Genomic DNA, 14838 nt, shown 5'->3' on the forward strand with positions numbered 1-14838 from the left:
ACCAGCTTCACATCGCCCCCTCTCGGGCGAAACCAGCATTTGCGCGGGGTAGTGCTTAGGAAAAACCGAAGCCCCTGTAACTCATCGGCTCGCCCATGACCCGGCACGAACCCTGCAGCGCTCGCCGTACAGTCATTGTTGAGGGGCAGGCGTCATGCTCAGTCGTATTACTCAGCGTCAACTGGAGTATTTCGTCGCGTCGGGAGAGGCGGGCAGCATCAGTGCTGCGGCCGAACGCATTCATGTGTCGTCGCCGTCGATCTCGGCGGCGATCACCCATATGGAAGCTGAGTTGGGCATCCAGTTGTTTATCCGCCACCACGCCCAGGGCATTTCCCTCACGGCGGTGGGGCGTCTGGTGATGCTGGAGGCCAAGCAGATCCTGGAGCAGATGAGCAACCTCTACACCATCGCTTCGGAGTCACTGAACACCGTGCGCGGGCCATTGCGGGTCGGATGCCTGGAGTCGCTGGCGCCGATGATCACGCCGGAATTGGTATTCGGTTTCGGCCGTGCGTTCCCCGGTGTGCGCTTGACCCAGGCCGAAGGCAATCATGAGGAACTGCTGGAAAAACTGCGCAGTGGCGAACTGGATATCGCCCTGACCTACGACCTGGTGACCAGTCCGGATATCGACTTCCAACCCCTCGCGCACCTGCCGCCGTATGTGATGGTGGGCGAGTATCACCCGCTGGCGAGCTTGCCCGCGGTCAGCATGCAAGACCTCGAGGCCTACCCGGTGGTGCTGCTGGATACGCCCTGGAGCCGCGACTATTTCCTCAGCCTGTTCATCCAGGCGGGCACCACGCCGAACATCATCATGCGTTCCACCAACCTCGAAACGGTGCGCGCCATGGTCGGCAATGGCATTGGCTATTCGTTTGCGAACGCGCGGCCCAAATCGAATATGTCCCAGGACGGCAAACGCGTGATCCGCCTGCGCCTGGCCGGTACACATCGGCCGATGAAGCTGGGTTACGCCACGGCGAGCAACACCCAGTTGTCCCGTGTGGTGTCGGCGTTTGCCGAACGCTGCCGCATGTTTGTCTCCGACCAGTACATCCCCGGCATGGCGCCGCCGAGCTTTTTTGACCCGCATGCGGTGCGGGTGTTGAGTGATGTGAGCTGAGATTGCACCAATAGATGGCGTGGGCGGGGAGGCGAATTCAGACGCGCACCATTTCGGCCAGTGCATGCTCTCTCCAGAACACAGCAGGGCAAATGTGGGAGCGGGCTTGCCCTCTCCCACAGTGGATTTTTGCTTCGCTCAGGACTGCATAGGTTCTGCCTACCCAGTGCCCCGGCTTTTACGAATTGACCCCAAGACCCCGCCGCCACGACTCTCATCCCATCGAGGCAGACCCACTTCATTTTTTGCAAGGCGCAGCGACGATGACATTCGACTGGAATTACATGTTTGGTTTGCTGGCTGATGCCGAGTTCTGGCGTGCGACGTGGACGGTGATCAAGCTCAGTACCCTGACCTGGGTGTTGAGCATCGGCCTGGGCTTTCTGCTGGCGCTGGCCAAGCAGTCCAAGCATGGCCTGCTGAGCGTGCCGGCGCGGGGGTATATCTGGTTGTTCCGCAGCCTGCCGCTGTTGGTGCTGCTGATCTTTATCTACAACTTGCCCCAGGCATTGCCGGGCACCTCGGCGGTGCTGGCCGACCCGTTCTGGTCCGGCTTGTTGGCGCTGGTGATCTGCGAAACGGCGTATGTGGCCGAGATCCATCGCGGTGGCTTGCTCTCGATTCCCAAGGGCCAAGGCGAAGCGGCGCGGGCGTTGGGGCTGAGGTTTTTCGGTACCCAATGGCGCGTGGTGATCCCCCAGGCGCTGCGTGTGGCGTTGCCGTCGCTGGCCAACGAATACATTTCCATCGTCAAGCTCACCTCGTTGGTGTCGGTGATCTCTCTGACCGAGATCCTGATGGTCGGCCAGCGCCTGTACTCGCAGAACTTCCTGGTGATCGAAACCATGGCGGCGGTGGCGTTCTTCTATGTGTTTATCGTCACGGTGTTCGACTTTTTGCTCAAACGCCTGGAGCGCTTTCTCGACGTCAACCAGCGCAATGTCTCCCGCGTGCCGGATGCACACGTGCTGGCCTTGGCTACCCAACAGCGCACCGCCCTGCAACGCCCGGAAAGTAACGGCGCTGCGGCGCTGAAAGCCTCGCGGTTGCACAAGGCCTACAACGACATCGAGGTGCTGGGTTCGGTCAACCTGCTGATTCAGCCGGGTGAAGTGGTGTCGGTAATCGGCCCGTCGGGCTCCGGCAAGACCACGCTGATCCGCCTGCTCAACGGCCTCGAGCAACTGGACAATGGTGAGGTTCATATCAATGGCCTGCCGTTCATCCACCTGAACAAGGTGGGCGCGCAAAAGCCCCAGTACATCGAGCACGCCGAGCATCGCCTGAACATCGGCATGGTGTTCCAGAGCTTCAACCTGTTCCCGCATTTGAGCGTGCTCGACAACCTGCTGATGGCGCCGAAGTACCACCGCCTGGGTCGCACCGACGCGCTCAAGCAACAGGCCTACGCGCTGCTGCACAAGGTCGGCATGCTCGACCATGCCTGGAAGTACCCGCACCAGTTGTCCGGCGGCCAGCAGCAACGCGTGGCCATCGCCCGCGCCTTGATGATGCGCCCGCAAATCATGCTGTTCGACGAGCCTACCTCGGCCCTTGACCCGGAGAAAGTCAATGAAGTGCTGCAGGTGATCGAAGCCCTGGCCGGGGAGGGCATCACCATGGTGATCGTCACGCACGAGATGAATTTCGCGTTCAAGGTCTCTGATCGGATCGTGTTTATGGAGAAGGGGCGTGTGGTCTGCGATGACACGCCCGAGGTGTTGCGCCGCGGCCAGAACCCACGCGTGGAGGCGTTCCTCAAGGACGTCTCGCTGGCGTGATCTCTTTAACGTTCAGGAAAAAACAACATGATTGAGCAAGCACACATCGAACAATTCCAGCGCGACGGCTTCCTGGTGGTAGAAGGCGTGTTGTCGCTGGACGAAGTGGCCGCGCTGCAGCATGACTTCGACCAGTGGGTAGAAGAGAGCCGCAGCCATGACCAAGGCTGGGGCGCCACCGTGGATGGCCGCGCGCGCTTTGACCTGGAGGGTGACCACCGCGCCGATCACCCGTCGTTGCGCCGGGTGAGTTCGCCCACCGAGATTTCCCCGGCGTATCAGCGCGTGGCATTGCACTCGCGCATGGCGGCGATTTCCGCGCAATTGGTCGGCGCCAGCGGCGCGCGTTTTCACCATAGCAAGATCAACTCGAAACTGCCCCACACCGCCACACAGGTGAAGTGGCACCAGGACTTCCTGTTCACGCCCCACAGCAACGACGACATCGTCACCGCGTTGCTGATGGTCAGTGAAGTGACCCCGCAGAACGGCCCGCTGAATGTGATCCCCGGTAGCCACAAAGGCTCGCTGTGGTCGCACTGGCAGGATCAGCGTTTCACCGGTTCGGTGGACGATGCCGTGGTCGCGCAACACTGCCAGCATCCGGTCGCCTGCTACGGCCCGGCCGGTTCCGTGTGCTTTATGCACACGCGTCTTTTGCATGCTTCCAGCCCTAATGAGACCGAACTGCCGCGCACCCTGTTCATCAGCGTCTATGCCGCTGAAGACGCGCTGCCATTCGGCGAAAACCCGTTGCCCAGTACACACGCCGGCCTGCTGGTGGCCGGTGAAGAAAGTGGCTTGGTGCGTTCCACCAACAACCATATGCGCCTGCCACAGAAACCCCGTGGTGCGTCGTTCTTCGTGCAACAGGCCGGACAAGATTCTGCCACTGCCTAACCTCCTAAAACCTTGCGGGTAATGACCATGACAGCGTTTCGTAACAGTGTTCGCCCCCTTGCCGTGTGCCTGCTGGGCGCTGCGGTTGCAATGACCTCGTTGGCGGCTTCGGCGTTCCAGCAGGAAGGCAAGATCATCGCCGGTTCCGACGTGACCTTCTTCCCCTATGAGTACATGGATAACAACAAGCCTGCGGGCTTTGATATCGAGTTCATGGACGGCCTGGGCAAGGTCATGGGCCGCAAGGTCGAGACCCTCGACACGCGCTTCCCCAACTTGATCACCGGCCTGCAAGCCGGGCGTTTCGATGTGACCAACTCGTCGATGTACATCACCGCCGAGCGGGTCAAGGTCATCGACATGATCCCTTACCTCAAGAGCGGCGAATCGATCCTGGCCCTCAAGGACAGCGCCTTCCAGCCCAAGACTCCGGAAGAGTTCTGCGGCCACAAGATCGGCTCCATGGGCGCTACCTCGTGGCTGGCGCAGATGAACAAGCTGTCGGCCGAGTACTGCGTGGCCAAGGGTTTTAAGCCGATCCTGATCAGCGAATACAGCACTGACCCACAAACCACCCAGGCCCTGTTGGCCCACGCGGTGGAAGCGCAAATTACCGACGCCGCCGTGGCCCGCGGTGTGATCGACAAGCTCGGTAGCCGCGTGGTGATTTCCTCCGACACCCTGATCTATCCGGTGCTGAACGGCTTCGGTGTGAAGAAGGGCAATGACACGGTGAAGCAAGCCTTGCTCGACGGTCTGGAGAAATACCGCGCCACGCCTGAATACGCGGCCTTGCTGAAGAAGTACAACTTCGAGGCGCCGACTGAGGCCGACCTCGCGGCGCTGATGCCGAAGTAACCCTACCGCGCGGCCGCAGCCTTGCGGTCGCGCTCTGAGGAGTCCGATCCATGGCGTTATCCCTCGAAGAACAGACACGCATCGACCTGGCGGCGACCTTTCGCATCATCGCCCACCTAGGCATGCATGAAGCGGTGGCCAACCACTTCAGCGCCGCGGTGTCGGCCGATGGCAAACAGTTTTTGCTCAACCCGAAGTGGAAGCACTTCTCGCGTATTCGCGCCAGCGACCTGGTGTTGTTGAACGCGGACGATCCCGCCTGTGCCGACAACCAAAATGTGGATTCGACGGCCTGGTCGATCCATGGGCAGATCCATCGGCTGCTGCCGCACACCCGCGCCGTGCTGCATTTGCACCCGGTGTACACCACCGCGGTGGCGTGCCTGGCCACGCCGCATATCCCGCCGATCGACCAGAACACCGCACGCTATTTCAACCGCGTGGCGGTGGATGAACTCTACGGCGGCATGGCCGATACGGAGGCGGAAGGCGCGCGCCTGGCCGGCCTGCTTGATGGCAAAACCCGGCTGTTGATGGGTAACCACGGCGTGATGGTGACCGCTGCGTCCATCGGTGAAGCCTTTGACGATATCTGGACCCTGGAACGCTCTTGCCAGATCCTCGTGACGGCCTGGTCCACCGGGCAGCCGCTGCGGTTGTTGTCCGATGAAGTGGCGGAGAAAACTGCGCGGAGCTGGGAAGGCATCGCGGATTTCTCACGCCGGCATTTTGAAGAAATGAAGCAAATGATGATCGACGCCGACCCCTCGGTACTCGATTGAGGAACGCCCCATGACCTTTTCCGTTGTCGCCCGCTGCGCCGAGACCGGCCAGTTGGGCATTGCGATCAGCTCGTCGAGCATTGCCGTGGGGGCGCGTTGCCCCTGGCTGCGTGCGGGTGTGGGCGCGGTAGCGTCGCAGAACATCACCTTGCCGAGCCTGGGGCCGCAAGTGCTGGATTTATTGGAGCAGGGCATGGCGCCGAGTGAGGCGCTGGCGGCAGTGTTCGCAGGGCAGGAGCACAGTGATTATCGCCAGGTGACGGTGATTGACCGCCAAGGCCGTACCGCGCACTTCAGCGGTGCGCAGACCTTGGGGATTCACGCGGCGGTCAGTGGTGAACAGTGTGTGGCGGCGGGGAATATGCTGGCCAATCCAGGCGTGATTGGCGCCATGGTGCGGGCTTTCGAACAGGCCTCGGGGCACCTTGCCGACCGACTGCTGGCGGCGATGCACACGGCGGTGGCTGAAGGCGGCGAGGCGGGGCCAGTGCATTCGGCGGCGCTGCTGGTGGTCGACGACGTGCTCTGGCCCATCGTCAACCTGCGCGTCGATTGGGCGGATAAAGACCCTATCGGCACGCTCGACAAACTCTGGCAGGCCTATCGCCCGCAATTGCAGGACTACATCGACCGCGCCCTCAACCCGCACATTGCTCCCGGCTATGCGGTACCAGGGGATGACCGATGACCAGCAGTCGCGACCTGCTGGCGCAACTGGTGCGCTTCGACACCACCAGTCGCGAATCCAACCTGGCCTTGATCGACTGTGTTCGCACCTATTTGCAGGACCACGGTGTGACCTGCGAGCTGGTCTACAACGAACACAAGAGCAAGGCCAACCTGCTGGCGACCATCGGCCCGGCTGATGTGCCCGGCATCGTGTTGTCCGGGCATACCGATGTGGTGCCGGTGGACGGCCAGCGCTGGAGCGTGGCGCCGTTCGAGCTGACGGAGAAAGGCGGCAAGTTGTACGGGCGTGGTACCGCCGATATGAAGGGCTATATCGCCTGCGTGTTGGCGTTGGTGCCGGCGTTGGTACAGGCGCCGCTGCGTATGCCGGTGCATATCGCGCTGTCCTATGACGAAGAGGTGGGTTGCCTCGGCGTGCGTTCGTTGCTTGAGCGTTTTCATGGGCAGGCGGTCAAGCCGTTGCTGTGTGTGATCGGCGAACCCACCGAACTCAAGCCGGTGCTCGGCCACAAGGGCAAGTTGGCGATGCGTTGTGACGTGCATGGCGCGGCCTGCCATTCGGCGTATGCGCCGTCCGGGGTGAATGCCATCGAATATGCCGCGCGGTTGATCGGTGAGCTGGTGCGGCTCGGCGAGTCACTCAAGGCACCGCGGCATCTGGATGAACGTTTTGATCCGCCGTTTTCCACGGTTCAGACCGGACTGGTCAACGGCGGCAAGGCGTTGAATATCGTCCCGCAGAATTGCACGTTTGATTTTGAAGTGCGCGCGCTGCCGGCCCAGGATCCCTGGCAGGTGGCGCAGCAGTTACGCGCCTATGCCGAACAGACTCTGCTGCCCGCGATGCAGGCGGTGAACGGGCAGTGCGCGATCAGTATCAGCGAGCTGTCCAGCTACCCGGGGCTGGCGACTTCTCTGGACAGCCAGGCCGCCGGATGGATCGCGCAGTTTTGTGGCTCGCGAGACTTCGGCACGGTTGCGTTTGGCACCGAGGGCGGGTTGTTTGATCAAGCTGGCATTCCCACCGTGGTGTGCGGGCCGGGGAGCATGGAGCAGGGGCATAAGCCGGATGAATTTATCAGCGTGGAACAACTGGAGGCCTGTGACCGAATGCTGGAGCGGGTGCTTGCGTTCGTGCGCCCGTAGGCGGCGGGGGAAATCGCGAGAGCCTGTATAAAACGCTGAAAGGCGGTTCTAAAACGCGCTATGAGACGATTCAGAAACTGATGCTGTCGTTAGGCGTGGAACTGACGGTGCAGCCGATTGCGGCGGTGGCAAGCAAGAAAACCGCCAGGGCAAAGCGGGCTGCGGCCGGTAAACCCTGCCACGTGGTTTAGCGAGCGACCACAACCCTGAAAACACCGAGGCCCCCTGTGGGAGGGGGCTTGCTCCCGATAGCGGAGTGTCAGTCGATACATTTCTGGCTGATACACCGCAATCGGGAGCAAGCCCCCTCCCACATTGGATTGATTGTGTTTTGGAGGTCGGGCCTCCCTTAGAACCCAGCTCTTCAGCGCACCAGGCAAGGCTGCTTGTTGTTAAAACTCCACCCCGGAATCAAAAACTGCATCGCCACGCTGTCATCCCGTGCGCCAAGGCCCATGCCTTTGTACACCTCGTGGGCCTTGGCCACGGCGTCCATGTCGATGTCCACGCCCAGGCCAGGCTTGGCGGGTACCTTCACATAACCGCCTTCGATTTTCAGCGGCTCCTTGGTCAGGCGTTGGCCGTCCTGCCAGATCCAGTGGGTGTCGATGGCGGTGATGTCGCCCGGTGCGGCGGCGGCCACTTGGGTGAACATCGCCAGGGAAATGTCGAAGTGGTTGTTGGAGTGCGATCCCCAGGTCAGGCCCCAGTCGTTGCACATCTGCGCCACGCGCACGGAGCCCTGCATGGTCCAGAAGTGTGGATCGGCCAGGGGGATGTCCACCGATTGCAACTGGATCGCGTGGCCCATTTCGCGCCAGTCGGTGGCGATCATGTTGGTGGCGGTTTTCAGGCCCGTGGCGCGACGGAATTCAGCCATGACTTCGCGGCCCGAGTAACCATTTTCGGCGCCGCAGGGGTCTTCGGCGTAGGCGAGCACGTGGTGTTGATCGCGGCATAGGCGGATGGCTTCTTTGAGCGACCAGGCGCCGTTTGGGTCCAGCGTGATGCGTGCATCGGGGAAGCGTTCGGCGAGGGCGGTGACGGCTTCGATTTCTTCGTCGCCGCTTAAAACGCCGCCCTTGAGTTTGAAGTCGTTAAAGCCGTATTTGGCTTTGGCGGCTTCGGCCAGGCGCACCACGGCTTCGGCCGTCAGGGCTTTTTCATGGCGCAGGCGGAACCACTCGTCGTCACTGTCCGCCTCGTTGCGGTAGGCCAGGTCGGTGGCGTTGCGGTCGCCCACATAGAACAGATAGCCGAGCATCTTCACCGCGTCACGCTGCTGGCCCTCGCCGAGCAATGCGGCCACCGGCACTTCGAGGAACTGCCCCAGCAGGTCGAGCAGGGCGGCCTCCATCGCGGTGACGGCATGGATGGTGATGCGCAGGTCAAAGGTCTGCAGGCCACGGCCAGCCGAATCCCGTGAGGCAAACGTGCTGCGCATTTGGTTGAGGATGCGTTGGTATTGGCCGATGGGTTGGCCGATCACCAGGCTGCGGGCGTCTTCCAGGGTTTCGCGGATGCGTTCGCCGCCGGGCACTTCACCAACGCCGGTGTTGCCCGAGCTGTCCTTGAGAATCACGATGTTGCGGGTAAAAAACGGCCCGTGGGCGCCGCTGAGGTTGAGCAGCATGCTGTCGTGGCCGGCGACGGGGATGACCTGGAAGTGGGTGACGACTGGAGTATTCATGGCAAATTCCTAAAGAGGCTCAAAGAGGTTTGCTGAGGGCCGCGCCGGTTGGCGCTACGTCTGGCGACGTCAATGGGGCAGAGGGCGCGGTCTTGGCGAAAAACACCAGGATCGCCGCCAGCACTGAGGTACCGGCCAGGCCGTAGAGGCCGCCTTGGATCGAGCCGGTGGTCTGCTCCAGAAAGCCGAAAGTAGTCGGCGCAACGAAGCCGCCCAGGTTGCCGATGGAGTTGATTAGCGCGATCACGGCAGCGGCAATGCGTACATCCAGATAACCCTGGGGGATCGGCCAGAACAGCGAAGACGCCGACTTGAACCCGATGGCCGCAAAGCAGATCGCCACAAAGGCAAACACTGGCCCGCCGGTGGTGGACATGAACATGCCGGCCGCTGCAATCAACAGCGCCGCCGCGACCCAGGCCTGTTGGAACTTGAACTTGCCCGACAGCGATGCGAAGGCATACATGGCGATGATCGAGATCAGCCACGGAATCGAGTTGAAGAAGCCCACCTGCACATCACTCAAGTCGCCCATCTTTTTGATGATGCTCGGCAGCCAGAATGTCGCCGCGTAAATGGTCAGTTGGATGCAGAAGTACAGGGCGCAGAACAGCAGGATCTGGCGGTCCTTGAGCAGCTTGCCAAGGGTCGGTTTGACGCTGGTCAGCGCCTCACGCTGGCGTTGTTCCTCGTCGATGGCGCCGACCAGTGCGTCCTGTTCTTCGCGAGTCATCCATTTGGCGTCGTGGGGCTTGGAGTCCAGCCAGAACCACACGAAGAAACCGATCACCACCGAGGCCAGGCCTTCGATGGCGAACATCCATTGCCAACCGTGGAAGCCAAAGCCTTCGATCTGCAATAGCACACCCGACAGCGGGCCAGAGATCAACGAGGCCACCGCCGAGCCGCTGAGGAAAATCGCAATGGCTTTACCGCGCTCTGCGCCCGGCAACCAGCGTGTGAAGTAGTAGATCACTCCTGGGAAGAAGCCGGCTTCGGCCACGCCCAGCAGAAAGCGCAGGATGTAGAAGTGGGTTTCGTTTTGGATGAAGGCCATCATCGTCGCGACGATGCCCCAGGTGAACATGATGCGGGTCAGCCAGATACGCGCGCCGACCTTTTGCAGCAGCATGTTGGAGGGCACTTCGAACAGGGCATAACCGATGAAGAACAGCCCGGCACCGAACCCATAGGCCGCTGCGCCGATGCCCAAGTCGTGCTCCATGTGCGTGCGCACAAAGCCGATATTGACCCGGTCGATGTAGTTGAGGATGAACATGATCACGAACAGTGGGAGCACATGGCTCTTCACTTTGCGCACGGCGCGCGCGAGGACCGGATCACTGTGTGGAGCGGCAGATGCATGGCTTGAATTGTTCACAATTCAAAACTCCCCCTGATTATTTTTATGCGGGTTTGCGTGTTTTGTTGATAGACATCATACAAGTTGATTTCTGGAATTCGCAATCCAGTGATTAATGTTTTTGTGTTTATAAGGTCGTTGCTGGAATGATTTTTTTGTTATTAGCCAATGTTTATTGAGGTTTTGTCCGGGTTTTAGGCGTTTAAATGACACCTTATTGAAGGTGACGGTAACCGTCGAGCGGGTCCGCCATCAGATTGGTTGTCATACAAGTTGGATGGTTTTTCAATCAACCTCGGCGGCGTCCTTTGTCTGGGTGTTAAGCTCGCTCCAGCCCAACCCCGTGGACTTGCAGTAATGCCCAATGAAACCCCAACCCCCGTGCGTAAACGCTCCACCAACCTGGCCCAGGGCGTGGTCGACGCCCTGACCCAGCGCATCCTGCTCGGCCAGTTGAAACCCGGCGAAAAGCTGCCGTCGGAATCCACCATCGTGCTGGAGCATGGCGTCAGTCGGACGGTGGTGCGCGAGGCGCTCTCCAAGTTGCAGGCTTCGGGGCTGGTAGAGACGCGTCACGGCATCGGCACCTTTGTGCTGGAGCAGAGCGCCCAACAAGGCTTGCGCTTGCATGTGGACACGGTCGCCAGCGTGCGCAACATGTTGGAACTGCGCCTGGGCCTGGAGGTGCAAGCGGTGGCGCTGGCTGCACTGCGTCGCACCGATGCTCAACTGGCCCACATGCGCGAAGCACTGGACGACTACCAGGCCTCTCTCGCCAACAACGACAGCTGCGTGGAAGAGGACAAACGCTTCCACCAGCAGATCGCCGAAGCCACCGGCAATACCTTCTTCACCGAAATCATGTTGCACCTGGGTAACGCGATGATTCCGCGAACTCAGGTGAAGGTGGACGAACGTGGAGGGGCGGACTTTGCCAAACTCGGGCAATTGGCGAACCTGGAGCATGAGGCGATTTTCAATGCGATCAAACGCCAGGATCCGGACGCCGCACGCGCCGCCATGGTGTTGCATCTGACTAACAGCCGGGATCGATTTTCCGGGGAATGATAAGGAACACAGGTTGAACGAACACACCTTGTCCATGCGCCTGGAGCGCGTGGCAGCGCATGTGCCGAATGGCGCGCGCCTGGCCGATATCGGCTCGGACCATGCCTATCTGCCGGTGGCGTTAGTGCGCCGTGGCGTGATCGACGCGGCGCTGGCGGGAGAGGTCGCGACCACACCGTTCCAGGCGGCCGAACGGACCGTGCGTGACAATGGCCTGGAGCAGCAGATTACTGTGCGCCTGGCCGATGGCTTGGCGGCCATCGAAGCGCGTGACGGCATCACGGCCATCAGCCTCTGCGGCATGGGCGGCGAGACGATCCGCGACATCCTTGAGGCCGGCAAAGCCCACCTGAGCGGCGCTGAGCGGCTGATCCTGCAACCCAATGGCGGTGAGCAACCACTGCGCCTTTGGTTAATGCGCAATGGCTATCGCATCGTCAGCGAAGAGCTGTTGCATGAAAACCGCTTTTACTACGAAATCATCGTCGCTGAGCGCGCAGACCCTGTGGTGTATACCGCCGAACAACTATTTTTCGGCCCGTTACTGATGCAGGCCCGTAGCCCGGTGTTTTTGGCCAAGTGGCAGCGCGCGTTACGCCTGAGGCAGAAGACCTTGGCTGCCTTTGAGCGTGCGCAGGCGGTGCCCGAGGCGAAGCTCCAAGAGATTAGCCAGCAGATCCGGTGGATGCTCACACTGCTGGCTTGATACACACCCATTCAACCGTGATAAATCAGGAACCCCGCAATGGCAGACGCTACCGACCACGCCTTCTACGATCGCGCCGACGCGCACATCGAACTGTCGAACGAACAGCTGAAAACCTTCGAAGACCTCGGCCAAGTCAGCGCTTCAATGATGTTCGGCACGACGCGGTTCAACGCCTGGGCGTGCGCACGCAACTTCAAGTCCGGTGAGCACATGGCCGAGGAGCGCGAGGCGATGCTCAAGTATTTTTGTGATCAGTATCGGTTGATGCTTGAGGACAACCTGGACGATCACATCAAGAACTTCAGTCGCTACATGCAGGCCAAATAGTCATTGCTCACTGCCTCTCACATAAAGCGCGGCGCCCTTCAAGTTTGGCTGGTTTGCTGCCGATAGGATGCCTGTGAATAAAGGTGTTCTGGACTGCACCTGGGCCAGTCGTCTCCGGCGGTTACAGCAGTCTTGCCAACACTGAGTGCTTTTGCCCCATTTTCGAGCACTCCATCGGCTCCAAAAGCGTGCCGCCCGCCCTGTTTCAGGGCTGTTGTTCGGCGGCCCGTATCTTGCTAGAGCCAAGCTAATCAATGACATGGCACTTTGCCGTTAGTCATTTCACGGCTTGGCCCACCGTGCACCACGTGGGTTGTTTGAGGGAGTAGTCGGACATGCACAGCTTGTTATCACCCGGTATCCGCCTGCTCGGACGTATGGGGTTTGCGCGCAAATTCCAAGTGTTGTTTTTCCTGTTCATGCTGCCCCTGGCTGGGAGCCTCTGGATGATCGGCCAGGACTATCGCGATAAATTAGGCGTGATTTCCACCGAGCAGTCCGGCGTGCGCCAACTGTTGGCCCTGGATGCACTGGACGGTCAATTGACGGCTCAGCGCAACCTGGCTGCGCGTTGGAAAGCGGCGGACATCCTGCACGCGCCGACGCCGGCGGCGAAGGCGGCGATGGACAAGGTCGATACGAATTTCCCGCTGATCCAGCAAAGCCTGCAAGCCTTGGGCGATGAGCTCAAAGCGCAGAACGCCAGCGCCGACATCCTCGCGCGCTACGAGGCGTTGCAGGCCACCGTCAAAGGCATGGACTCCGCTTCGCTGCGCACCGTGGGTTGGTGGCCGGATGGCTACGACCGTTTCACCTCGGCGCTGAGCGCGATGCAAACCCTGCGCGAACAGATCACCCTGGACGCCGGGCTGATCCTCGACCCCTGGCTGGAAACCTACATGCTCATGCAGATGGGCACACAGCAGACGCCAGACTTGATCGAGCGTATCGGTCGTATGGCGGGCGTCGGGCAGTCGTCCATTGCTTCGGGGCAGTTCACCTTGCAAAGCCGTTTGCAGATGCGCGACCTGCGCAGCCGCATTGGCGACGCGCGCGACCAGTTGGCCAAGGCGGCGGCTGCGCTCAAGGCCAAGCAATTCGACGGCATGGAGCCCTGGACTGCGCAGTACGACAACAGCCTGCAACTGTTGGATAACGAGCTTAAAGTTCTGGACGACGGCGTCTTCGGCGGCACCATCAAGCTCGATATCGCCGGTTTCGAGCGCAGTGTCGACGCCATGCTCGGTTCGCTCAGCGCACTGCGCGTGCAGTCGCTGACCTCCCTGGACGAGCGCTTGAGCTACTACCACCGCGACGCGAACAAACGCTTCATTCCTCTGGCGATGACCTTCGGCGTGCTGGCCCTGGCCGCGCTGTACCTGTTCATGTGCCTGCAAGCCTCCATACAGCGCAGCGCAAGAGGCATCACCACCCTGGCCGAATCCTTGCGCGACGGTAACCTGTGCGTCGAAGTGGCGGTGGAAGGGCGGGACGAGCTGGCACTGATCAGCACCGCGCTGAACGTGGCGGTGGTGCAACTGCGCACCAGCCTGCTGGGGGTCAACCACGAAACCCAGCAACTCGGCTCGGCGGTCCTCACCCTCAATTCGCAATCGGGCAGCACCCTCAGCGAAGTCGAAGACCAGCAGCATCAAATCAGCCAGATCGCCGCCGCCGCTACGCAGTTGGCCGCGACGTCCATGGGCGTCGCCAGAAGCTGTGAACAAGCGTCGGGCAGTGCCCAGCAAACACGACGCATCGCCGAAGACAGCAGCCGCGACAGCCAACGCACCACGGCCAGCATCCAGCAACTCAACCAACGCCTTACCGATACGGCTGATGCTTTGCAGCAAGTCAGTCAGCAGGGGCAGCAGATTCAGTCGGTGGTCGACACGATTCGCGGCATCGCCGAGCAGACCAACCTGCTCGCACTCAACGCGGCCATCGAAGCAGCTCGCGCCGGCGAGCAGGGCAGGGGCTTTGCGGTGGTGGCCGATGAAGTGCGCAGTCTGTCCCAACGCACCCAGGCCTCCACGGCGCAGATCGCCGGCACCGTCGACAGCCTGCGCGCGACCGTGAGCCAGGCCGTTACGCTGATGGGCGCTGCGTGCGAGCAAGCATTGACCGACGCCGAGTCCGTCACCGGCCTGGGCACGCGCTTGGGCGAGATTGCCGGCGCGGTGCAGAACGTCACCGACACCCTGGCGCAGATCGCCACAGCGGTGGAAGAGCAAGCGGCGACGGCGGACGAAGTGAGCGGCAACATCCAGCAAGTCGATCAGGCGGCAGGACGTTTGCTGGATGGCGCGCGAGCGGTCAACCGGGCGGCGGACACCTTGAGCAAGGGCAGCCAGGCGTTGAGTGACAACACCGCGCGGTTTCGTTTGAGCTGAGT

General features: G+C 61.1%; 13 protein-coding genes and 1 pseudogene. 12 read left to right on the forward strand and 2 right to left on the reverse strand.

Annotation, left to right across the window (positions count from 1 at the left end):
• Positions 1–154: 154 nt before the first annotated feature.
• The 8 genes and pseudogenes from ACVWXD_RS04910 to ACVWXD_RS04945 form a co-directional block, all read left to right on the forward strand.
• Positions 155–1129, forward strand: coding sequence for a LysR family transcriptional regulator (locus tag ACVWXD_RS04910; protein ID WP_032885896.1), 975 nt, complete (start codon positions 155–157; stop codon positions 1127–1129).
• A 263-nt stretch (positions 1130–1392) separates the two neighbouring features.
• Complete coding sequence (locus ACVWXD_RS04915) at positions 1393–2910, forward strand: amino acid ABC transporter permease/ATP-binding protein (protein WP_260366397.1); 1518 nt, start codon at positions 1393–1395, stop codon at positions 2908–2910.
• A 27-nt stretch (positions 2911–2937) separates the two neighbouring features.
• Positions 2938–3810: a phytanoyl-CoA dioxygenase family protein gene (locus ACVWXD_RS04920; protein WP_457370736.1), complete on the forward strand. Its 873-nt coding sequence runs from the start codon at positions 2938–2940 to the stop codon at positions 3808–3810.
• Positions 3811–3837: 27 nt separating this feature from the next.
• Complete coding sequence (locus ACVWXD_RS04925; RefSeq protein WP_181644494.1) at positions 3838–4668, forward strand: ABC transporter substrate-binding protein; 831 nt, start codon at positions 3838–3840, stop codon at positions 4666–4668.
• A gap of 50 nt (positions 4669–4718) precedes the next feature.
• Positions 4719–5450, forward strand: coding sequence for a class II aldolase and adducin N-terminal domain-containing protein (locus ACVWXD_RS04930; protein WP_099603098.1), 732 nt, complete (start codon positions 4719–4721; stop codon positions 5448–5450).
• A gap of 10 nt (positions 5451–5460) precedes the next feature.
• Positions 5461–6138 (forward strand): DUF1028 domain-containing protein, encoded by a 678-nt coding sequence (locus ACVWXD_RS04935; RefSeq protein ID WP_032885893.1) that lies wholly within the window; start codon positions 5461–5463, stop codon positions 6136–6138.
• Positions 6135–7286 carry an acetylornithine deacetylase gene (gene argE / locus ACVWXD_RS04940; RefSeq protein ID WP_032885892.1) on the forward strand — a complete coding sequence of 384 codons (1152 nt, stop codon included), beginning with the start codon at positions 6135–6137 and terminating at the stop codon, positions 7284–7286. The genes ACVWXD_RS04935 and argE overlap by 4 nt, the downstream gene beginning before the upstream one ends.
• 5 nt (positions 7287–7291) lie before the next feature.
• Positions 7292–7477: pseudogene (locus tag ACVWXD_RS04945) on the forward strand (addiction module antidote protein); the annotation flags it as partial.
• 173 nt (positions 7478–7650) lie between these two features.
• Here the strand turns inward: ACVWXD_RS04945 and gudD are convergent.
• Together gudD and ACVWXD_RS04955 are read right to left on the reverse strand one after the other, a co-directional pair.
• Complete coding sequence (gene gudD, locus ACVWXD_RS04950; RefSeq protein ID WP_095185531.1) at positions 7651–8976, reverse strand: glucarate dehydratase; 1326 nt, start codon at positions 8974–8976, stop codon at positions 7651–7653.
• A 19-nt stretch (positions 8977–8995) separates the two neighbouring features.
• Positions 8996–10357, reverse strand: coding sequence for an MFS transporter (locus ACVWXD_RS04955; RefSeq protein ID WP_099603100.1), 1362 nt, complete (start codon positions 10355–10357; stop codon positions 8996–8998).
• Positions 10358–10696: 339 nt separating this feature from the next.
• Between ACVWXD_RS04955 and ACVWXD_RS04960 the strand changes: the two genes are divergently transcribed.
• The 4 genes from ACVWXD_RS04960 (at position 10697) to ACVWXD_RS04975 (ending at position 14836) form a co-directional block, all read left to right on the forward strand.
• Positions 10697–11407 carry a FadR/GntR family transcriptional regulator gene (locus tag ACVWXD_RS04960; protein ID WP_032885889.1) on the forward strand — a complete coding sequence of 237 codons (711 nt, stop codon included), beginning with the start codon at positions 10697–10699 and terminating at the stop codon, positions 11405–11407.
• Positions 11408–11420: 13 nt separating this feature from the next.
• Positions 11421–12113, forward strand: a complete 693-nt coding sequence (locus tag ACVWXD_RS04965; protein ID WP_032885887.1) for a tRNA (adenine(22)-N(1))-methyltransferase — start codon at positions 11421–11423, stop codon at positions 12111–12113.
• Positions 12114–12152: 39 nt separating this feature from the next.
• The gene (locus ACVWXD_RS04970) at positions 12153–12443 is read left to right on the forward strand and encodes a DUF3144 domain-containing protein (protein WP_032885886.1); all 291 of its coding nucleotides are present in this window, start codon (positions 12153–12155) and stop codon (positions 12441–12443) included.
• A 335-nt stretch (positions 12444–12778) separates the two neighbouring features.
• Positions 12779–14836 carry a methyl-accepting chemotaxis protein gene (locus ACVWXD_RS04975; RefSeq protein WP_457370737.1) on the forward strand — a complete coding sequence of 686 codons (2058 nt, stop codon included), beginning with the start codon at positions 12779–12781 and terminating at the stop codon, positions 14834–14836.
• Positions 14837–14838: the final 2 nt, after the last annotated feature.

This window comes from Pseudomonas sp. TE3911, from assembly GCF_054062775.1.

Coding starts and splice junctions, on each gene's coding strand:
- ACVWXD_RS04910 (WP_032885896.1), top strand. CDS start 155: ATGCTCAGTCGTATTACTCAGCGTCAACTGGAGTATTTCGTCGCGTCG.
- ACVWXD_RS04935 (WP_032885893.1), top strand. CDS start 5,461: ATGACCTTTTCCGTTGTCGCCCGCTGCGCCGAGACCGGCCAGTTGGGC.
- gudD (WP_095185531.1), bottom strand. CDS start 8,976: ATGAATACTCCAGTCGTCACCCACTTCCAGGTCATCCCCGTCGCCGGC.
- ACVWXD_RS04960 (WP_032885889.1), top strand. CDS start 10,697: ATGCCCAATGAAACCCCAACCCCCGTGCGTAAACGCTCCACCAACCTG.
- ACVWXD_RS04925 (WP_181644494.1), top strand. CDS start 3,838: ATGACAGCGTTTCGTAACAGTGTTCGCCCCCTTGCCGTGTGCCTGCTG.
- ACVWXD_RS04915 (WP_260366397.1), top strand. CDS start 1,393: ATGACATTCGACTGGAATTACATGTTTGGTTTGCTGGCTGATGCCGAG.
- ACVWXD_RS04920 (WP_457370736.1), top strand. CDS start 2,938: ATGATTGAGCAAGCACACATCGAACAATTCCAGCGCGACGGCTTCCTG.
- ACVWXD_RS04975 (WP_457370737.1), top strand. CDS start 12,779: ATGCACAGCTTGTTATCACCCGGTATCCGCCTGCTCGGACGTATGGGG.
- ACVWXD_RS04930 (WP_099603098.1), top strand. CDS start 4,719: ATGGCGTTATCCCTCGAAGAACAGACACGCATCGACCTGGCGGCGACC.
- ACVWXD_RS04970 (WP_032885886.1), top strand. CDS start 12,153: ATGGCAGACGCTACCGACCACGCCTTCTACGATCGCGCCGACGCGCAC.
- argE (WP_032885892.1), top strand. CDS start 6,135: ATGACCAGCAGTCGCGACCTGCTGGCGCAACTGGTGCGCTTCGACACC.